The sequence below is a fragment of the Paenibacillus sp. 203 genome (genome assembly GCF_037027525.1).
GTDB classification, from domain to species: domain Bacteria; phylum Bacillota; class Bacilli; order Paenibacillales; family Paenibacillaceae; genus Paenibacillus; species Paenibacillus polymyxa_B.
The window spans coordinates 200,593-221,771 of the sequence record NZ_JAXCHD010000003.1 but is presented as its reverse complement, the minus strand read 5'-3'; the positions used below and the strand labels follow the sequence as shown (position 1 = coordinate 221,771).

Below are 21,179 nucleotides of genomic sequence, written 5' to 3'. Positions count from 1 at the left end.
TTACGGATACAAACGATACAGCATACGTGGGAACGGAATCGTTTCACGTACATGATCGAGTCCACAAATCCATGCTACTGTACGCTCCAGGCCCAATCCAAAGCCGGAATGCGGAACGGTACCATAGGTGCGCAGATCCATATACCATTGGTAGGCTTCACGAGCCAAGTTATGCTCGTTAAAACGTTCTTCCATCAATGCTGGATCATCAATCCGTTGGGAACCCCCGATAATTTCGCCGTAGCCTTCAGGAGCGATCATATCGGCACACAAAACAACCTCTGGACGGGTCGGGTCTGGTTTCATATAGAATGCCTTAATGTGAGTCGGCCAATGTGTAATGAACACAGGCTTGTTATATCTTTCAGCAATCGCCGTTTCATGAGGAGCACCAAAGTCTTCTCCCCATGGAATATCGAAACCTTTACCTTGAAGGAAGGCAATCGCCTCATCATACGTAATACGTGGGAATTCGCCTTGAATTTGCTCCAGCTTCGAAACATCGCGTCCGATTGTTTCAAGCTCCTTCGCACAGTTTTTCAGAACAGATTGCACGATATGACTTACAAACTGCTCCTGAACGCGCAAGGATTCTTCATGATCCACAAAAGCCATCTCAGGCTCGATCATCCAGAACTCAATCAGGTGTCGACGTGTTTTGGACTTTTCCGCACGGAAAGTTGGACCAAAGGAATATACTTTGCCCAGCGCCATTGCCGCGGCTTCCATATACAACTGCCCGCTTTGTGTCAAATACGCATCTTCATCAAAATATTTAATGTGGAACAATTCTGTTGTGCCTTCTGCAGAGGAAGGAGTCAAAATGGGTGGGTCCACCTTCGTAAAGCCGTTGCCGTTAAAGAATTCCTGTACCGCACGGATAATTTCAGCCCGTACGATCAGAACAGCACGTTGCTTGGCGGAACGCAGCCACAAGTGACGATGATCCATCAGGAAATCTACACCATGCTCTTTGGGTGTAATCGGGTAGTTTTCGGTCAAATGAATAATTTCAATGCCTGTAACCGTTAATTCAAAGCCCGATTGGCTACGCGGTTCTTCACGCACCACTCCAGTAACGTAAAGGGAGCTCTCTTGAGTCAAGGATTTCGCGTCATTCCAAATATCCTCGGACACTTCGCTTTTCACGATAACCCCTTGAATATACCCGCTACCATCGCGCAGTTGCAGGAACTGAATTTTACCACTAGATCGTTTATTGTTCACCCAAGCGCCGATTGTAACCGTTTCCCCTACATGGCGGCCCACTTGGGCAATCGTACTTTTATTCGTCATGACCGTCTCTCTCCTCTTAACCGAAAATCAAACAGCCCTTCCCCCTGGGTCAGGCTGTTTGCTCTCGCTGTTTGGTGCATGCGGAAATCAAACGTAAGTCCGCATGCATAAAGTTTATACTTTCGAACCGAACTACTGAACCAGACGGAACGTGTCGCGGGCAATAACCAGTTCTTCGTTCGTTGGAATGATCAGTACTTCTACCTTTGAATTTGCAGTTGTAATCCGGCGAGGCTCGCCAGAACGAATAGCATTCAACGATTCATCCAGCTCGATACCGAGGAATGTCAATTGCTCCAACACTCTCTTACGCAGAACGATGGAGTTCTCGCCTACACCTGCTGTAAATGCAATTACGTCTACCCCGTTCATTGCGGCAGCATACGATCCAATGTATTTGCGCAGACGGTATTCATACATTTCGAATGCCAATGTAGAATTAGCTTCGCCTTTTTCCATACCTTCTGTGATTTCACGCATGTCACTGCTGATACCGGAAATAGCTAAAAGTCCACTATGCTTGTTCAGCATGGAATTGACTTCATTGACAGTCAATTCTTCTTTGTTCATGACATAAGGTACGATTGCTGGGTCCAAATCACCACTACGAGTACCCATCATAAGACCTTCCAGTGGAGTCATACCCATGGAAGTATCAACAGACAAACCGCCTTGAACTGCTGTTACACTACCACCATTACCGATATGACAAGTGATAATCTTCAGGTCTTCCAAAGGACGACCAAGGAATTTGGCAGCTTCCTTACTTACAAAATCATGGGAAGTGCCGTGGGCACCGTAACGACGAACCTTATACTTATTGTACAACACTCTTGGAATGGCGTACATATAAGCTTTTTCAGGCATGGTTTGATGGAACGAGGTATCAAATACCACAACCTGCGGTACATCTGGCATATTCAATTCAGCCGCTTTAATCCCCATCATGGAAGCAGGGTTATGCAGTGGTGCCAAGTCAAACAAGCGGCGGATTTCACTCTTCGCTTCAGGCGTTACAACTGCTGACTGTTTGAAGATTTCGCCTCCATGAACCACACGGTGGCCTACAGCCTGAATTTCACTAGTACTGGAGATTACACCATGTTCAGCATCTGTGAGTGCGTTCAGCACTTTACGGATGGCTGTAGTATGTTCCAAAATTTCGCTAACTTCGGTGTATTCTTCTTTATTGGTTGGCTTATGCGTAAGAATGGAGGAATCCATACCGATGCGCTCTACCAATCCTTTTGCCAGAACGGACTCGTCCGTCATATCATATAATTGGTATTTCAGGGAAGAACTCCCTGCATTGATTACGAGAATTTTCATATCCGGTCACCATCCTTGTCGTACTTAAAGAAGCCTTCGCCCGATTTCACGCCCAGATTACCTGCACGCACCATTTTCTTCAGAACGATGGACGGACGATATTTCAATTCGCCGAATTCACGGAACATACGCTCCAGAGCAGCCAAAACGGAATCTAGACCAAAGCGGTCAGCCATTTCCAAAGGACCGCTTTGGAAGTTATAGCCGATTCGCATAGCGTCATCGATATCTTCAGCGGAAGCCACGCCCTCTTGAAGTACATGGGCCGCTTCGTTAATCAGCAGACAGATAATCCGGCTTGTTACGAATCCAGGAGATTCATAAATCATGACTCCTTTTTTCTCCACTATTTCTTCCACGAACATTTTAGTGTGTTCAAATGTATCGTCCGAAGTTTTCAAACCACGAATAATTTCTACAAGATCAATACGGGATACTGGATAAATAAAGTGCATACCAATAACACGCTCAGGATACTTGGTCGAGCTAGCAAGCTCGGTCAGGCTCAGCGTGGAAGTATTACTTGCAAGAATAATATTGCTTGGACACACATAGTCTAGCTCTTGGAACACTGCTTTCTTCTCGTCCAGATTCTCTGTAATAGTCTCAATGACCATATCGCAGCTGCCGAGCTCCGCCAAATGGATTACTTTTTGAATACGGGATAAGATCAATTTTTTCTCAGCTTGAGTAATTGCCCATTTTTCCAGTTGTTTGTCCAGACTCGTTTCAATCATATTGTAGGCGTAGTCTAGTTTCTCTGGTGTCTGCTCTACCAGCAGCACATCGATTCCTTTGGACGCGAGCATTTCAGAAATCCCCTGTCCCATGGTGCCGCCGCCGATGACGCCGATTTTTTTAAATTGCATGATTCTTTACTCCACCCTTTCCTGGTCACTCTCATATATTGTATCCTTCTTTGTCGAAAAATACATGTTTATGTCCCAATAGATAATAATATCTTAGCACGGACTAAAAGTAAAAAAAAATAACCAGCATAAAAAATTATGCTGGTAATAAAGCATTTTCACTAAATTGACATCTAAATTGGTCTCCAGACAGAGTTTCTTCCTTCATCAGGATGTCAAGTGAGTTGTCGAACACAGGACGATGCTTTTCTAGCAACTCCAAAGTTCGGGTGTGCAGGTCAGCCATAATCTCGCCATTTTCCCGCATAAGTTCTTCTTTGGTTACCATTTCCATGTTAATAATGCCAAGTGAAGTCAAACCGGAAGTCATCATCGTATGGACGATGTTCAGCGCCTGCTCAAAATCATTACTTGAGCCGGTACTGCGACCGCCATAGTACATTTCTTCCGCCGTAGCCCCTGCGAGTGAGATCATGATCTGCTCCTCCAGGAACTGCTTGGTGTATAAATAATGCTCTTGCTGTGGATTGTGGCGCACATAGCCAAGCGCTTTCCCACGTGGGCTAAGTGCTACCTGGCTTACGCTACCGGGACGAACAATTTCGGCCATAATAGCATGTCCCAGTTCATGAATCGCTACACGTTTTTTCTCTTCCAATGTCGATTCTCGATCTGTCTTTTCACCCATCATTACTTTGTCAATTGCCATCGACAGATGCTTCTGCGCAATCATTTTCTGATCCTGTCTCATCGCATAGATTGCCGCTTCATTCATCACGCTCTCCAGCTGTGCGCCGGAAAACCCGTAAGATTCATCAGCAATTTTGTCCAGATTCGCATCTTCCTGAATCGGTTTGTTTTTGGCATGAATTTTAAGAATATGAAGACGGCCCTTCTTATCAGGCAAATCCACTTGAATATGACGGTCAAAACGTCCTGGACGCGTTAAGGCGCTGTCCAACATTTCTTTACGGTTTGTTGCTGCAATGATCAAAATCCGCGGTGTATCTGCCGAATAAATGCCATCCATTTCTGTCAGCAACTGATTCAAAGTCTGATCATATTCTCGTTGCTGTCCACCCTCACGTTTACCACCAATTACGTCGATCTCGTCAATAAAAATAATCGCATTTTCCTTTTTTTCCTTGGCTGCACGAGTACGTGCCTCCCGAAACAACTCACGGACACGACCCGCGCCAACACCAACGTACATTTCAACAAATTCACTACCTGAGGCTGCAACAAATACAGAATTAGTATAGTGTGCGGCTGCTTTCGCCATCAGTGTTTTCCCTGTTCCCGGAGGACCTGTAAGCAGAACACCTTTTAATGGACGGATACCAAACTTGGAAATTTCATCATGTCGATTCAAAAAGTCCAGGGCCTCACGCAGCTCCTGCTTAGCGCTTTCCTGCCCACCGATTTCCTCAAAAGTCAGTTTGTCCGGACCATTTTTTTTGCGTTTACGTTCTTGCCCAGCACCTACGGCCAAGCCACCACGTGCATGCATGAGCATTAACAAGCCGCTGAGCATCACGCCAGCAACTAGAAGAGGGATAATATTCACCCCAATAAAAACGAGAAATATAATAGTCACCGGCACTATGCCGATTAATGTTTCCTTGATCCATCTAGGCATTAGGCCATACCCCCATTTGCTGAGATTGACGTGGCAAAACGATAAATTTGGTCGCTTTCCCTTCGCTGAGTCGGATATAGACATTGTTCGAATCCATGTCGGTATCAGCTTTGATACCCGTCTTTTTCTTTTTCATCTGCTCAACTGTAGATGAAATTTGAGTATACTTTTTATTTTCCATCGCTTCGGCTACAGGAAACATAGCCTCAGACCACCATTGATTCAGTGCTGAATTGGAACGATCTTCAATATCCAGCTTAATGGTACGGCTGCCAATGATGGTTTGTCCTTTTTGCTTAACCACATCGACTAATCCGGCCACATCCGCCTGCGGTTTGAGATCTAGTTTCAATACAACCTGATCCTGTTTAATATCTATTTGAGCGCTTGTCACGCCTGGATATTGAGAAACCAGTTTTTCCAGAGGGCTTTGCATTGTAACCTGACGGTAAATGAACCATCCCCCAAATAGCAGCAAAGCTGCCAAAACTGCCGCCACAACGATAGGAACTGCACGCAATTTCAAACAACATCCTCCTCTCAAAATGTAAAACCCAGAAGAAACGGGACGAATGTCAACAAACAACCAAATTGCATGATCTTACAGCGATCAGCAATTCTTTTTTCTATCATTTTTGTCTATCACTTATAAAATATAGTATATCATAACGTATATCTAATATCGAAGGCAATGTGTGGAGGAGTTGTGATGAGGCAAAATCTTTGGTTAAGGTGGAGGCGAGACGCTGAGCGTAGGATTTGATCTTACGATCGCTGTTGCCACCCGATTTTTCTCGATTATATTCTTACGGAGAAAATCCGGCGGCAAAGGCGAACGCTCCGCTTCTCCAGATTCAAATCCTCCACTCCGTACTGCCCGCCATAAAGATGAATTTGCCCTAGGAGAGAAGATGGATAGGTAAAGATGCTTCACTGGCTTTCAGCCCACTTTACGGCATAGCAAGACTAAAAGACGTAAATACGAATTTCATCGCATTTACGTCTTTTTCTTAAGCTTTCAATTATTTACTAGTCATTTATTCCACATCTGCTAATCCTCAACCAGCTCAGTTATTGGGCAAAGTATACTTTACACCCGTCGCCACCCCATCTGAGAAACGATAAAAGGTGTAGTAATGATGACTTCCATCATCGTAAAACAACTGCCACACATATTCGCCATTGAACACACTCGGCTGAAGCCTTACAATTTTTGCACCTGGAAGCTGCTGCTGAATTATTGACGTCATTTTTTGCTCATCGACTCCGTTCTTCAGCAACTCGGTGTGAACACCGCTATTATCTGCGGCAGGTACGTTAGGTTGTCCCTCCACTTTTTGAAAAGGAACCCACACCATTATATTTTCATTCTGTGCATTTTTCCCTTGAACCACCCAATATACCTGATCCCACACAGACTTCCATGTTTGAGTCGTGCTAACCAGACCACCTGATTGCTTGGCCTTAATGATAGCGGCATTTTTCTCAGCCACCTGGTCTTGAGTAACATAGGAATAATACCAGAAAATGCTGACCAGGATCAGTATTACGGCCAAAATGGCGACCGCTATCCACTTTTTCTTATTTTTCAAACCCGTGCTTCCTCTCTAAGGGGATGTGACACCTGAATTAGCGCGACAGCAGCCCTTCAAAGGCGGCTTGTGCCTCATGTTTGATGCGTTCCTCGTCCATAGTCATGCATTCGCCGTTTTTCACAACCTGACGACCGTCTACCCATACGTGAACCACGTCTTTGGCGCTTGCTGAGTATACCGCATGGGAAATAAGATCTGTACGCGGCAAGAAATGTGCCTGATTCAGATCCAGCGCGATAAAGTCAGCCTTGTTGCCTGCTGCCAACGCTCCTACTTCTTTTAAACCAATTGACTTTGCACCGTATTCTGTTGCCAGACGCAGCGCTTCACTCGCAGGAACTGCCGTAGGGTCACCAGATACACCCTTGTGAATAAGTGCTGCCAGACGCATTTCCTCGAACATATCCAGGTTATTATTGCTGGCAGGACCATCCGTTCCGAGAGAAACGGTAACCCCTGCACGCAGCAATTCAGGCACTCTTGCCACACCACTTGCCAGCTTCAAGTTGCTACCTGGGTTGTGCGAAACCGCTACACCACGTTCAGCCAGTAAAGCTATTTCTTCGTCGTTCAAATGAACGCCATGGGCAACAAGCGAGGGACGGGAGAAAAAGCCAAGCTTATCCAAGTGCGCAACTGGACGCAAACCGTAGTCTCGTACGTTTTGCTCCACTTCGGCGATCGTCTCAGACATGTGCGTATGCAGCGGCAAATCCAGATCATGCGCAGCTTGTACGAATTTTTCAATAAACGCAGGTGGACAGGTGTATGGCGCATGCGGTGACATCATTGTTGTAATACGCCCGTCTGCTTTACCATGCCAGTTACGCGCAAAAGTCACGGCCTCAGCCAGCTTGATTCGCTGTTCTTCCTCCGAACATAGTCCAATTGCTCCACGCATCAGACTTGCACGAATACCTGACTCTTCAGCTACACGAGCCACCTCATCCATATGATCGTACATGTCCAGGAAGGTCGTTGTTCCACCTTTCAGCATTTCCAGCACAGACAACGACGTACCCCAGTACACGTCCGTAGATGTAAACTTGGCTTCCATAGGCCACATTTTTTCCTGAAGCCATACTTGAAGTGCCAAGTCATCTCCATGCCCACGCAGCAGAGACATCGCCGCATGACCATGAGTATTAATCAGACCAGGTAAAAACAAAAGCCCCTTACCATCGATCGCTTCCGTCTCTTCCTCACCCGAAGGCAAAGTCTCGCCAATGTAAGTAATGCGGCTATCTTCCACAATCATAAAACCATGGATTACCCCAGCTTCTGGTCCATTTACGGCAAAAGAGCCGTTTTTAATCATCCATTTATTCACTGTCATATTGTGTTTCTTCCTTTCCGTCCTCCAAATAATAAGCGAGGCTAAGCAAATCAGTTGTAAAGTCTGTGGCATGAATCCGAATGTTGGCCGGTGCCTTGAGAGTAGTCGGTGCAAAGTTCAGGATCGCTCCAATTCCGCTCTCAATAAGCCTGTCAGCCACGTGCTGTGCTTCAAAATCAGGTACGGTAATAATCCCGATTCGAATGTTTTTTTCTCTCACAGTCGCTTCCAGTTCATCCATCGGTTGCACGACCAATGTATTGATCTTGGTCCCTACCTTATCCGGAAACGCATCAAATACCGCTACAATCTTCATATTGTCTTTTAAATAAGCGTTATAATTCGAAAGGGCTTGCCCCAGATTACCCGCTCCGACCAATACTACATTAATTTGCTGATCGATTTTCAGGATATGGCGTATTTTCTCAATTAGATAAGAAACATCATAACCGATACCCTTCCGACCAAAATCTCCAAAATAGGCGAGATCTTTACGGATTTGGGCCGGGTTCAAATCTAGCCTTTGTCCCAACTCTTGAGAAGAGACCGTAGCCACCTCCCGTTTGTGAAGTGCATTCAGATAACGTAAATATACGGGTAACCTCCGTACGACAGCCTCTGAAATTTTATCTGATTTCATACTTGCTCCCCCTAATTGTAACGAACATACTTAGTGTCCGTCCGTTATGCCTCGGTCTCCGGGGCGGATTGGAGCCATTCGGCGATGCGGGGCACCATTTGTTCCGATGGCATATGCTCCATTTTTGGTCCCGGTAACGAGTACAAAAAGTGCTTTCCGTAATAGGATTCGATCACACGCGTATCGTAAACGATAACGACCCCGTGGTCGCTCGCTGTACGAACCAACCGACCAAATCCCTGTTTGAAGCGAATGACCGCTTGTGGTACAGACAGCTTCATAAATGGATTCTTCTTCTGCTGCTGGAGCAGCTCGCTTTTTGCCTCCAGCAACGGGTGATTCGGCGGTTGAAATGGCAAGCGAACAATGGCCAGACAAGTCAGAGCCTTCCCCGGAATATCGACGCCTTCCCAGAAGCTGCTGGTTCCCAGCAATACAGAAGCTTTGGCTTCCTGAAAACGGCGGGTTAACTTGCTGCGACTCCCACTGTCCACACCTTGTCCCAGCACAGTAATTTCGCTGGATGCTAAGGCCTCTTTGAGCGGCTCATACACTTGCCGGAGCATCCGATAGGAAGTAAACAGAACAAGCATTCTCCCCCGCGTCGCCTGAGCAGTCGCTCCTAGAGAGCTAACGAGCATATCTACAAAGTGTGCATCTCCTACACTGCCCTTCACGCTTGGGAAATCCCGTGGAATGACCAGCAACACCTGATCCCTGTAATTAAAGGGTGACGGGAGCTGCGAAGTCATCAGCCGCTCTTGATCTGCGGCTTCCTGCAAGCCGAGCTGATCGATCATGTACTGAAACGACTTATCTACCGATAAGGTAGCAGACGTCAGAATAATGCTTCTTTTTTTGTCAAAAAACATTTCTTTCAACTGGCGGCTCACATCGACGGGCACCGCATAAAATTGTAATGATTTACTGCGGAATTGCCCACTCGCTTCGAGCCAGTATACGGTTGTTTCATCATCGAGTCGCATAAAAAAGCGCAAATTTTCTCGAATCCCCGCCAGATCCTTGAGCAGACCCGTGATATCTGTAATAAGGCTATCCGCCGCATAATCGTCATGTTCTTCCTTGACGTCCAGCATCAGCTTGTCGCCCTTGCGCAAAATTTCACTCATCGTTACATATAGCTGATTTTCCAAAGCCCCCGCCTGATCCCACTTTGCAGGCTTGGCTGAAGGTTTGAGACGGGAAGAAAACTGTCCTGTTTCACCCGGTGTCGCATCGCTTCGTTCTGGCAACATGCCAAACAGCTTGTCGCTTAGCAGGTCCCAAGTTTCCTTAACCTCTAACACGAGCGGATACATCTGATCGATGGTTGAGGCCCAATCCGTCGACTTCTCGTGCCCCGATTTCGCCAACTGTTGACGAAGTGAAGGCAGTTGTCCATTCTTGCTGTCTTTGAACAGTCGCGTCAGTGTATGCACGAGTGTGAAATATTTCATATGCATACCTAGGTGCTTACCAGCTACTTCCTCCAGGTGATGGGCTTCATCAATCACCAGATGTTCATAGCTCGGCAACAACTGGTGACTAGCTTTGACGTCTGTAAACAACTTAGAGTGATTCGTAATAACAACATCCGCTATCCCTGCTTCATGGCGTGCACGATGATAATAGCATTTGCGGAACCATGGGCAAGAACGACCAAGACAGGACTCTGAATCACTCGCCACCGTTTCCCAGAAATCTCCACCACGGTTGCTCAGATTCAGTTCTTCATCATCACCGGTTTCTGTTAGCGTCAACCAGACGATCATCTGAGCAGCTGTAATTAAATCTTCCTTCGGTGTCGCGAAGTCTCTTCTGTTTATTTTATGTTCAAACTTACGCAGACACAAATAATGTCCCCGACCCTTGAAAATAGCAGCCCGGAACGGAAACGGAATCACCTTGGTCAGCATCGGAATGTCGCGCTCGCGTAATTGCTCCTGCAGGTTGATCGTATGTGTACTTACCATAACTCGCTGTCCTTTTTTCACACTGTGATACAGCGATGGGAGCAAATAGCCGAGGGACTTCCCTGTTCCTGTACCTGCTTCGATCAGTAGGTGCTTGTCTTCACTCAGTGCCTGATTTACACCCTCAATCATCTGTATCTGCGCCTCGCGCTCCTCATATTGGCTCAAGGATGAACGCAAATTGTCCCGCACATCATCCATGTACTCCTCAAAGGAAACACCTGACAGTGGATTCGGGTCATCTTCTCTACGCGGAGCAGCTAGCTCCGTCCAATCTTCCACTTTTAGCGCAAGCTGACGAAAAAACTGATGTCCCTCCAGATCCTGAATAGGATCAAGCTCTTTCTCTTCACGCACCCCATCAAGAAACCATCCAAGGTCACTGTCTTCCTCTGCAAACAAATCGCTAAGCCGCTGTATCGTTATCAAAGGTAATGCTTGAAGCTCACCCAGACACTTTAAAAACACCTCAGCCGTAGCCAACGCGTCGCTGTCTGCTTGGTGAGGGCGATCATGCGCCAGCCCAAACTCAGAAGACACAAAACCCAACTGATACGAAGATAGCGATGGAAACATAATTTTCAGAAAATCCATTGTATCCAAGATTCTTCCGCTAAACGGCAAATAACCGCACCGATCCAGAGCGTTTTGCAAAAAATTAAAATCAAACGCCACATTATGACCGACCAGTACAACATCGTCCAGCATAGGCACGAGCTCCATCATCATTTCTTCAAGTGCAGGAGCATCCTTGACGTCATCGTCTGTAATTCCGGTCAACCCGGTGATAAAAGGGGGAATAGATCTGCCAGGGTTTACATAAGAGCCGTAAACACGGGAAATGCTGTTATCATGATCTATAATTGCAAGTCCGACTTGAATGATGTCATCCGCGGACTGGGTGCCTGTCGTTTCAAAATCCAATACCGCAAATTTCATTCGGGCTAATCCTTTCTTATGACACTTACAAAAATAATAACTCTGTATATTAGCATAGCAGAAGATCGCCTGTTTGGAAATTAAGACAGCCAAAAAAGACGATGCACACGCCGCCTGAGAGGTGGGCATGCATCGTCTTGCTCGGTGTCTGACAACTACATCCAGGTCATCATGGAGCTGTCGTATCGAAGCTTTTCGGTACCGGACAGACAGGCTTCCATATTGTGCAGCGGCTCGGGTAACGCAGGATCGAACTGATGTGCGAGAGCAAAACATTTTTGCGCCTCCTCTACGTCAGCCTGCTTTGCCAACAGACAGCCTAGCGCATTATAGATGACCGCCTTCAGTCCTGCCTGCTCAGTCAAGTCCAGCACCTTCTGAAAATGGCATACAGCCTCTGCTGAATCATCTAGTTGAAAATAGGCCATTCCCATATACATGCGACTCTGCCAGCTGTTCGGAAAATGCTGTAGTACCTGCTCAAATTGTTGGATCGCCTCAGGGTACATGAGTAATCGATAATACCCTTGCCCCCGATTAAAAGCTGGCAGCTCTTTTTCAGGCAGCTCCGTGTCAGACATATCGGTCTCCGCGGAAAACCCGGCCGCACGAAGGCAAACCATTTTTTCCTCAAAGGCCAGCCACTCATCCATAATTCCGTCACTCATTCTCCGCAGCAGACTCCAGTGCTGTAGCAGCTCCTGCCTGCGGGAGCCCTGGGCTGATGGGTAATGCTTCACGATATCATCTAACATGCTGTTCATTTCTGCGAATACATGCTGGAACATGTGCATCCCGCCCTTATGAAAGATGGATTAATACACTCACATTTTTCGCTTAAAAGACGGGTTTCATCCGCACTCCCATTCATTACATGATCGTCGCGTGTACTTCTTTGTTCATCGTTTGGGCTGGTTTATTATGTTCATCAACAAATACCACTGTTGGTTTGTATGTTTTGGCCTCTTCATTCGACATGGAAGCATAAGAAATAATAATGACTGTATCACCAGGCTGCACCAAACGGGCTGCCGCACCATTGAGACAGATTACGCCGCTCCCACGCGGTCCGGGGATAACATAGGTTTCCAGTCGAGCTCCATTGTTATTGTTTACAATTTGAACCTTTTCATTCTCCAACAAATCCGATGTCTCCATGAGATCTTCATCTATAGTGATACTCCCCACGTAGTTCAGGTTAGCTTCCGTAACCGTAGCGCGGTGAATTTTGGATTTCATCATGGTTCTAAACATGGGAAAGCACCTCCGCATTCTGTATTCTTATATTGTCAATCAGTCTGGTATTGCCAAATTTCACAGCCAGCGCTACGATGACGTCTTCCTGAACATCACATAGCCGCTGCTCGGGAAGAAGGGGCTCCAGACCGGGAAAAGTTAATATTTCAATGTAATCAATGTCTGCTAAAGGAGAGGAAGTAATGGTGGACTCCACCATTTGATGTAGCTGACGAATCGTAATTGTGTTTGTTACTATATCTTCGCTCACTTCTTGCACCTTACGCAGTGACTGAGACAGCACCAACGCCTGCTCGCGCTGTTCTGCACTTAAATACACATTACGGGAGCTGAGGGCCAAGCCATCCGCCTCTCTGACGATGGGACAAGGTACGATAGTCACGTTCATATTGAGATCAGTCACCATCTGCTGGAGCACAGCAACCTGCTGCGCATCCTTCATTCCAAAGAAAGCCAAATCAGGACCTATCATGTTAAAAAGCTTGGCTACCACCGTAGTCACACCATCAAAATGGCCGGGACGGGAAGCACCGCACAAACGATCTGTCAAAGCGGATACACGAATTTTGGTTTGGGTTGGTTGTGGATACATTTCTGCTACAGTTGGTAAAAAAACAATATCCACGCCTTCGCGCCGCGCTACCTCCAAATCACGAGCTTCATCGCGAGGATAGCTGTCTAGATCTTCATTCGGTCCAAATTGAATCGGATTTACGAAAATGCTAAGCACCACCGTATCCGCCATTTCACGCGCCTTGTGCATCAAGCTCGCATGCCCTTCATGCAGGTATCCCATTGTTGGTACAAAGCCGACTTTATGTTGCTGTAAAGAGGTAGAACCGTGTACCTTTTTTGTTCCGCTTGTCCCAAGCTGCCGACGTTCAGCAATAATCTTGCGCAGCTGATCCACTTCTCTTACGATGATCATGAGCGTGATTCCACCTTTTCCTTAGCTTGTTCCTGTGTCTGTCCTTTTGCCTTACCATACAGGGATTCCACAACGCGGTCATCCGCGCTGAACACATGCTCCGCGGCCGGAAATGCCCGCCCTTTTACATCACTCACATACTGCTCAATGCTGCTGCGGATCAAGCCGCCTACATCGGCATAGGTTTTAACAAAGCGTTTGCTGAAATAAGGCGATGCGTACTGAATCAGATCGTGATAAACGAGTACCTGACCGTCACATCCACGTCCAGCACCAATTCCAATGGTTGGAATGGAAAGCTCTTTAGAAATCGCTGTTGCCACTTCCTCAGTTACCAGTTCCAATACAACGCCAAAAGCACCCGCCTGCTCCAGCGCCTTGGCGTCCGCCATTAACCGGCGTGCGTCCGCTTCGTCCTTGCCTTGAATGCGATAGCCGCCAATTTGATTAACCGATTGCGGAGTAAGCCCGATATGTCCCAATACAGGCACACCTGCCTGAACAGTTGCTTTTACAACATCGGCAATTTCAGCTCCGCCCTCCAATTTAACAGCATGCACATGTCCTTCCTGCATCAGACGGCGGATGCCCTGAAGACTTTCTGATACGCTGCTGTGATATGTCATAAAAGGCATGTCCGCTACGATAAATGTATGTTCCGCGCCTCTTGCGACTGCCCGGGAATGGTACACGATATCATCCAAGGTTACAGGGATGGTTGAATCGTAACCAAGAACTACGTTACCCAGCGAGTCACCTACGAGAATCATGTCAATTCCCGCCTCCTCGGCTATTTTAGCCGATGGATAATCATAGGCGGTCAGCATACTGAGCGGAATGCCCTCTTGCTTCATTTTTTTCATTTTCACAATATTCAGTGCTTGTTTTCCTGCCATTGTAAATGGCTCCCTTCCATCTTTTTTTGGCACAAAAAATAACCTTTTATGAACGCCTGTACATCTGCGTCATCAAAAGGTCCGAACAGCCAAAAAAGACACTCATTTTGAGATCGTCCCTTCTGTCTCGGTCCTGTTCGGCTCAGAGCAGAATCCAACGTAACCTTCAAATGAAGTTATGATGGTCTTACAAACTTGCTAAAGTAGAGCATGTGCCCCTGGAGTGCAGCTCGGACCGTCCGATGCCGCCTCCTGCACAGTATAACAAAAAACATCAGCTTTTTCACGTGAAGTTTTGCACAGGGAATAGAACGATTTCGGTCGTTTTCATAGCTAGGGTTGCTTCTACAATTGTATATCCCCTGAAATGACCTGAATTCGCTCTCCCTGATCCGTTTCTACTACGAGTGCCCCGGAAGGGTCCAAGCCAACAGCTGTACCTTCTACAGTTATCCCTTGCCCGGTATGTGCCCGTATGCTACGGTTCATAGTCACGGACAAAGCCTCCCACAGCATGGCTATAGGCTGAAACCCCTGCTCGGCATACAACTTGCTTAGCTGTTCCATCTCTTCCAGCACTGAGGCGATCAGCACAGTACGGTCAATTTCACGCCCTGCTTCTATTTTCAAGGACGTTCCCACCTGCGATAACTCTTCCGGGTAATCTTCTTTATTTAAATTCACATCAATGCCAATCCCTGCAATACAGTATCGAACCCGTTGATCCTCTGTTGCAGATTCCAGCAGAATACCGGATATTTTGCGACCATGAATCAGCAGATCGTTTGGCCATTTGATACCAGCCTCCACACCCGTCAGCCGACGAATGGCCCTGCACACTGCTACACCTGTAAGTAGCGTTAGCTGGGGGGTAAAAGCCAAGGGCTGGGTAGGACGCAACACAATGCTCATCCAGACTCCTTTGCCACGAGGGGAATACCACTTCCGTCCCAAACGTCCCCGACCTGCCGTTTGTTCCTCTGCAAGCACTACTGTCCCCTCTGGCGCGCCCTCTTCTGCCAAACGCATGGCATCTTGCTGAGTGGAAACCGTCGAATCCAGTACAACAATACGCTGGCCAAAAGATTGAGTATTTAACATATCGGCCAATTTGGAGACTTGCAGCCGATCCGGTCGGGATATCAATTGATAACCCCGACGCGAGGAGGCATCAATGTTGTAGCCCAACTCACGCAGTTTGTTGATCTGCTTCCATACTGCTGTTCGGCTAACCGAGAGGCGTCGGCTGATTTCCTCCCCTGATACGTAATCGGATGTACCTTCCTCCAGTATGCCTAACAATCTTTCATGATTATTCACTGCTCATCACCCGTTTCGCTTCCTGAAGCAATGTTTCTGTTTCATTCGGAGTATCTCCGCAGGCAACAGCTTGTAAAAGCTGTTCCATCAGCTGACCCAGCCAAGGTCCGCCTGGTCGATTTATCGCTTGAACCAGTTCATTTCCTGTAATATTTAAATCATTGATACGAACGACTACAGCCTGCTTTGTCCACGAGCTTGCCAGTTCGGCTGTTTTCGCCACATGCTTTTCTACCGACGGCGGTAATCCGCGGAATGAAGCAGGCAGTGTCTTGTAAAGATCAAGCCAGTCTGAAGCTGTATCTTTTCCCAGTCTAATTAGCAGACGAATCCAGCTACGACGCAGCGCCTCATCGTTGACAATGCCAGACTCCCCCGGATCGGAATCGCCAGCTATGGCACCAGCACTGTAGATTAATTCGGTCTCCCATTCCAGCAGATGAACCAGCCGAAGTCGTACCGCGTTGGAAAAGGTCCAAGCTCTTAATAGCTCATCCGCTGCCTCTGAGGTAAGTCTACAAGACATTAAGAGCAGGCCCCACCGCAGTTCTTCTTGCAGTTGAACGATCCCCTTGAGCGCCCCTACTTCACATTGTTCCCAAGGAACCGGAACCTTCGTACAACCGAGCAATCCGCTACGGCTCAGCATCTCCAACCCACGTAAAGGGTCAGGGCCCGCTAGCATCTTTTCCAGCTCGACCCGCACACGTTCCATGGCTATGTAACGAAGTCCCTCTTTGCGCCGAATCATGCCTTTCCAGGTGTTGTAAGCAACACGGAACCGAAACACAGAGGCAAAACGGATGCAACGCAGCATCCGTAACCCGTCCTCTTCAAAACGTTCCTCGGCTCGGCCTACACAACGAACGAGAGCGGCTCGTAAATCGGCTTCTCCTCCAAATGGGTCAACACGCTCTCCGTGTTCTGCCATCGCAATCGCATTCATAGTAAAATCCCGTCGCATCAGATCCTCACGGATATCCTTTACGAAGGCAACTTCCGTTGGACGGCGGTGATCGGCATAACCACTTTCCGTACGAAAAGTGGTTACCTCGAACGCATGGCCACCCTGCATGACCGTAACCGTCCCATGCTGAATTCCTGTCGGAATGACGTGAGGGAATAGCGCTATGACCTGTTCAGGCTCAGCCGAAGTAGTCAAATCCATATCATGAATGGCTCTTCCTAATAGCTCATCCCGCACACAGCCACCGACCCAGTAGGCTTCGTGTCCTGCTGCGGTTAGTGTATGTATAACCTCTCTGCCATGAAATGCCATCTCTTGGTCAGCATATTGCCAAGTATTTGTATTCATAGGGTTTCCCCCTTTGCAAGTATTCAATATAAAAAACGGACGCGAGTCCGCCCCCTTAAACGCTGATCGGTTTAAGATCCGGCACCTCGCGTCCCAACACACGGTAATATATCTCTTCATATTGACGGGTAATCAGTTCATCACAAAAAACGGTACGGGCGCGGGTCAGACACGCTTCACGGAAACGTTCCGCCATCGCTTCATCGGACAACAGCTCTACTGCATAATCAGCCATTGCCTCAGTATTACCGATTTCAGCAAGATACCCCGTACTTCCATGAACAACGAGTTCAGGTACCCCCCCTGCTTGAGAACCGATTGTCGGCACTCCACAGGCCATTGCTTCCAATGCAACCAGACCAAAACTTTCTTTTTCCGAGGGAAGCAGCAGCACATCCGCCATAGAAATTACTTCTGCGATCTGATCCTGCTTACCTAAAAAGAAGACCTTATCTTGCAGACCTAAATTCTCGATTTTGCAACGGATTTTTGGAAGATCCGGTCCTTCTCCCACCAACAGTAGCTTCGCAGGTACTTTACGTTGCACTTTTTCAAATATATCCAGCACATCTCCCACCCTTTTGACAGGACGGAAATTGGAAATATGCATCATTATTTTTTCATGCGGTTGGGCAAAATCTCTTCTAAGCGCCGCGGCATCTCGTGGATAATATACCCGTTTATCTACAAAATTGTAGGTTAAATCAATAGGTCGTGTAATTTCCAACGCATCTATCGTCTCCCGAATCAAATCCTTGGAAACCGCTGTCACAGCGTCACTTTTGTTAATAGCCAGCCGAATCAGGTCCTTCAACGACTCATCCTGTGCCAACACTGTAATGTCCGTACCGTGCAAGGTGGTTACCACCTTCAGATGATCACCCACCATTTCCTTCGCCAAGTAAGCGCATACTGCATGGGGTACTGCATAATGAACATGGAGTACGTCCAAATTCTTCATTTGTGCGACTTGGGCCATTTTGGTCGCGAGTGACAAATCATAGGGTGGATATCTAAACACGTAATAATCGTTAACTTCAACCTCATGATAAAAAATATTTTTCTGAAATGCCCCGCCTAATCTGAACGGAATGCTATTGGCAATGAAATGGACCTCATGCCCTTTTTCTGCCAGCAACTTACCCAACTCAGTAGCCACTACGCCGGAGCCACCCAACGACGGATAACAGGTAATGCCAATTTTCAATTTGTCTTTCAAGCTAAGCTGCCTCCTTCCGCTCATCAGTGATAACTTTCCTGCCGATTTATTTTAACATTCTGCAAAATGCTCAAGTATAGAATTCTTATGTGAATAGCTTAACCAGATATGGCGTTTTGGACGCAAAGCCTTCTGCATACGAAATCAGTTTGCGTTGACCCAACAACGAGTCGCGAGCTTTTACGCGTTCCACATATCCCTGATTTAAGGGTGTGGATACTGTATCCTTTCCAGGTGCTGTCTGAAATTGCGAAGCATAACTCAACAAAGACCGTTCTTTGGCTTCATAATGCTCGGTGATATCCACAATTAAATCCGTTCTGCCAATATCATTAATAAAATAAAAATATAATTGCTCTACCTGTACCGCAGGATTTTCTGGCATAAAACGTCGCAACTTGGCGTTAAATACCGCTTCCTCCACTAACTTACTGCACATGACATGGTCTGGATGCCGATCCTCCCAATAAGGAGCAAATACGACTTTCGGTGCATGGCGCCGTATTTCTGCTGTAACTGCAGCTACATGTTCTGGAGTTACATATAATCCACGATCCGGCAGACCCAAATTCGTCCGCACGGCAAGTCCGAGTACTTTTGCAGCGTGTTCTGCCTCTGCCATACGAGTATCCACATCACCATTGGATGACATTTCAGCCCGCGTCAAATCGCAAACGCCCACCTTTAAACCAGCGGCTGTATGCTTAGCAATCGTGCCTCCCATTCCTATTTCTGCATCGTCGGCATGGGCTCCGAAAATCAAGATGTCCAGTGTCATTTTATATCACCTTGCTGGTCAATCCCCGGTTTATATTTATGTACCAGCTCACGCCAAGCAAAATCGCCACGGTCTAGCGCCTTAACCAGTATTTCAGCAGTTGCAACGTTGGTTGCCAGAGGAATCCCTTGTACATCACACAGACGTAACAGGGCGCTAATATCCGGCTCATGCGGCTGGGCCATAAGCGGATCACGCAAGAATATAATCATGTCCATGTCATTTTGTGCAACCATAGCCCCGATTTGCTGATCTCCTCCAAGCGGCCCGGACATGAAACGGTGAATTTGAAGCTTGGTTTGCTCCATAATGCGCAGACCTGTTGTACCTGTTGAAAATAACTGATGATCTGTAAAAACATGCTCATAGGCCGTTATGAAATTTACCATTTCATCCTTTTTTCGGTCATGCGCTATAAATGCAATCTTTAACATTCAAAGTTCCTCCTGCCTCATTCTATAATTTCGTTCGTCAAATCATTCGCGTATTCTTAATCGATGTAATGCTCAAATCCATATACAAGCCCCGGCTGCTCCATGACCTTCTGAATACCGATTTTAACACCCGGCATATAGCCCGCTCGTTCATAAGAATCCTGACGAATTTTCAGAGATTGTCCAAACCCTCCGAAGATTACTTCTTGCTGTGCGAACACACCGGGAAGACGGACACTGTGAACACGGAACCCTTGATAGTACCCCCCCCGTGATCCTTCTAACGTTTCTTCCTCTTCCGGGTTACCCTGTCGTAGCTCTTCACGCTGTTCGGCGATCAGCTCTGCGGTCTTAATGGCTGTGCCCGATGGCGCGTCCAATTTTTGGTCACCATGATACTCGATGATTTCCAGATGTGGGAAGTATTTCGCTGCCTGAGCCGCAAACCGCATCATCAAAATGACTCCAATCGAAAAGTTCGGCGCGATCAGACCACCAATTTGCTGCTCACGACACTGCTTGTCCAGTTCATTAATCTGTTCGGGGGTAAACCCTGTCGTTCCGATAACCGGACGTACTCCATACTTGATAGCAAGCGCTGTATGTGCGTACGCAAAACGCGGCCCCGTAAAATCGACCATGACATCCGCTCGACTATCCAGTAAAGCCTGCTCCACGTCCTCCACAATAGCGATACCCGCTTCCGGTAATCCGACGAGAAGGCCGGCATCACTGCCGGCATGTGTTCTGTTCACTGCGGCCACAAGCTGTAGTTCCTCATCCTGAAGAACCAATTTGACAACTTCACGCCCCATACGCCCTGCTGCTCCTACAACAGCCACTTTTATTGGTTCTGACATATCCCTACAACTCCTTATGCATCCATTTGTGTTAGATCTGTTCATTCATCTGCTGGCATAACTTCTTCATGAGGTTGGCAAGCTGCACATTGTGAGGAAACAGTGCAGCCGCCTCGCGAGCAGCCTGCACAGCTAGCTTATACTCATTCAATTCATCATAAATCAATGCGAGCAACAAAAAAGCATCCCCACATAACGGATCGAGGGCTATTGCTCGTTCCAGTAGCAAAATCGCATCCTGACGCACCTGTGGCGTAGCTCTGTCGACATCCAGCATTTTTCTGGCCTTCTCCGTATGCTGCCTGGCTTCCTGCGCATGCAGATGGAGAACATATTCATCCTGCTGTGGAGCGAGACGAACCGCATGCTCTGCATATGCGAGAGCCTGCTCCAAACGACCACTACGAGCATAGGTAACCGAGCACCGGAAATAATGCTCCGCATGATCAGGCTGAGCTGAAATTGCTTTTTCAAACCATTCCACGGCCTGCTCAAAATCGTTCTGCAAAATGCACTGATAAGCTTTCTGAACGTATTCCTCCGCCTTCATGACACT

The 21,179-nt window shown here is 47.2% G+C and carries 20 protein-coding genes; all 20 read right to left on the bottom strand.

The genetic code is table 11. The features are described 5' to 3' along the window. Nucleotides 1-1,296 carry an asparagine--tRNA ligase gene (gene asnS / locus WA407_RS07450; RefSeq protein ID WP_336077057.1) on the bottom strand — a complete coding sequence of 432 codons (1,296 nt, stop codon included), beginning with the start codon at nucleotides 1,294-1,296 and terminating at the stop codon, nucleotides 1-3. 132 nt (nucleotides 1,297-1,428) lie between these two features. Continuing rightward, nucleotides 1,429-2,625 carry an acetate/propionate family kinase gene (locus WA407_RS07445; protein WP_013310675.1) on the bottom strand — a complete coding sequence of 399 codons (1,197 nt, stop codon included), beginning with the start codon at nucleotides 2,623-2,625 and terminating at the stop codon, nucleotides 1,429-1,431. Further along, a complete protein-coding gene (locus WA407_RS07440; protein ID WP_061829181.1) occupies nucleotides 2,622-3,494 on the bottom strand; it encodes a 3-hydroxyacyl-CoA dehydrogenase family protein in 873 nt (290 codons plus the stop codon). The genes WA407_RS07445 and WA407_RS07440 overlap by 4 nt, the downstream gene beginning before the upstream one ends. 136 nt (nucleotides 3,495-3,630) lie before the next feature. Then, the gene (locus WA407_RS07435; protein WP_336077056.1) at nucleotides 3,631-5,133 is read right to left on the bottom strand and encodes an AAA family ATPase; all 1,503 of its coding nucleotides are present in this window, start codon (nucleotides 5,131-5,133) and stop codon (nucleotides 3,631-3,633) included. Next, nucleotides 5,126-5,659: a hypothetical protein gene (locus WA407_RS07430; RefSeq protein ID WP_061829183.1), complete on the bottom strand. Its 534-nt coding sequence runs from the start codon at nucleotides 5,657-5,659 to the stop codon at nucleotides 5,126-5,128. Before WA407_RS07430 ends, WA407_RS07435 begins: the two co-directional genes overlap by 8 nt. A 541-nt stretch (nucleotides 5,660-6,200) precedes the next feature. Continuing rightward, complete coding sequence (locus WA407_RS07425) at nucleotides 6,201-6,725, bottom strand: cell wall elongation regulator TseB-like domain-containing protein (RefSeq protein WP_254328425.1); 525 nt, start codon at nucleotides 6,723-6,725, stop codon at nucleotides 6,201-6,203. A 37-nt stretch (nucleotides 6,726-6,762) separates the two neighbouring features. Further along, complete coding sequence (locus WA407_RS07420; RefSeq protein WP_336077055.1) at nucleotides 6,763-8,064, bottom strand: amidohydrolase; 1,302 nt, start codon at nucleotides 8,062-8,064, stop codon at nucleotides 6,763-6,765. Beyond that, on the bottom strand, nucleotides 8,051-8,704 hold the full coding sequence (locus tag WA407_RS07415; RefSeq protein ID WP_023989135.1) for a redox-sensing transcriptional repressor Rex: 654 nt from the start codon (nucleotides 8,702-8,704) through the stop codon (nucleotides 8,051-8,053). Before WA407_RS07415 ends, WA407_RS07420 begins: the two co-directional genes overlap by 14 nt. 44 nt (nucleotides 8,705-8,748) lie before the next feature. Next, entirely contained in the window at nucleotides 8,749-11,616 is a 2,868-nt protein-coding gene (dinG, locus tag WA407_RS07410; protein ID WP_061829187.1) for an ATP-dependent DNA helicase DinG, read from the bottom strand. Nucleotides 11,617-11,771: 155 nt separating this feature from the next. Continuing rightward, complete coding sequence (locus WA407_RS07405) at nucleotides 11,772-12,404, bottom strand: tetratricopeptide repeat protein (protein ID WP_336077054.1); 633 nt, start codon at nucleotides 12,402-12,404, stop codon at nucleotides 11,772-11,774. Nucleotides 12,405-12,486: 82 nt separating this feature from the next. Further along, nucleotides 12,487-12,870, bottom strand: coding sequence for an aspartate 1-decarboxylase (panD, locus tag WA407_RS07400; RefSeq protein WP_013371641.1), 384 nt, complete (start codon nucleotides 12,868-12,870; stop codon nucleotides 12,487-12,489). Continuing rightward, a complete protein-coding gene (gene panC, locus WA407_RS07395) occupies nucleotides 12,863-13,801 on the bottom strand; it encodes a pantoate--beta-alanine ligase (protein ID WP_336077053.1) in 939 nt (312 codons plus the stop codon). Before panC ends, panD begins: the two co-directional genes overlap by 8 nt. Next, entirely contained in the window at nucleotides 13,798-14,697 is a 900-nt protein-coding gene (gene panB / locus WA407_RS07390) for a 3-methyl-2-oxobutanoate hydroxymethyltransferase (protein ID WP_023989139.1), read from the bottom strand. The genes panC and panB overlap by 4 nt, the downstream gene beginning before the upstream one ends. Nucleotides 14,698-15,042: 345 nt before the next feature. Next, the gene (locus tag WA407_RS07385; protein WP_336077052.1) at nucleotides 15,043-16,017 is read right to left on the bottom strand and encodes a biotin--[acetyl-CoA-carboxylase] ligase; all 975 of its coding nucleotides are present in this window, start codon (nucleotides 16,015-16,017) and stop codon (nucleotides 15,043-15,045) included. Further along, complete coding sequence (locus WA407_RS07380; protein ID WP_336077051.1) at nucleotides 16,010-17,332, bottom strand: CCA tRNA nucleotidyltransferase; 1,323 nt, start codon at nucleotides 17,330-17,332, stop codon at nucleotides 16,010-16,012. Before WA407_RS07380 ends, WA407_RS07385 begins: the two co-directional genes overlap by 8 nt. A 55-nt stretch (nucleotides 17,333-17,387) precedes the next feature. Then, complete coding sequence (gene bshA / locus WA407_RS07375; protein WP_254328418.1) at nucleotides 17,388-18,551, bottom strand: N-acetyl-alpha-D-glucosaminyl L-malate synthase BshA; 1,164 nt, start codon at nucleotides 18,549-18,551, stop codon at nucleotides 17,388-17,390. 85 nt (nucleotides 18,552-18,636) lie between these two features. After that, nucleotides 18,637-19,329: a bacillithiol biosynthesis deacetylase BshB1 gene (bshB1, locus tag WA407_RS07370; RefSeq protein ID WP_336077050.1), complete on the bottom strand. Its 693-nt coding sequence runs from the start codon at nucleotides 19,327-19,329 to the stop codon at nucleotides 18,637-18,639. Next, on the bottom strand, nucleotides 19,326-19,763 hold the full coding sequence (mgsA, locus tag WA407_RS07365) for a methylglyoxal synthase (protein WP_336077049.1): 438 nt from the start codon (nucleotides 19,761-19,763) through the stop codon (nucleotides 19,326-19,328). The genes bshB1 and mgsA overlap by 4 nt, the downstream gene beginning before the upstream one ends. A gap of 56 nt (nucleotides 19,764-19,819) precedes the next feature. Then, nucleotides 19,820-20,623, bottom strand: coding sequence for a 4-hydroxy-tetrahydrodipicolinate reductase (dapB, locus tag WA407_RS07360; protein ID WP_069289816.1), 804 nt, complete (start codon nucleotides 20,621-20,623; stop codon nucleotides 19,820-19,822). 31 nt (nucleotides 20,624-20,654) lie between these two features. After that, nucleotides 20,655-21,173 (bottom strand): tetratricopeptide repeat protein, encoded by a 519-nt coding sequence (locus WA407_RS07355; protein WP_013310696.1) that lies wholly within the window; start codon nucleotides 21,171-21,173, stop codon nucleotides 20,655-20,657. Between the last annotated feature and the right edge of the window lie 6 nt (nucleotides 21,174-21,179).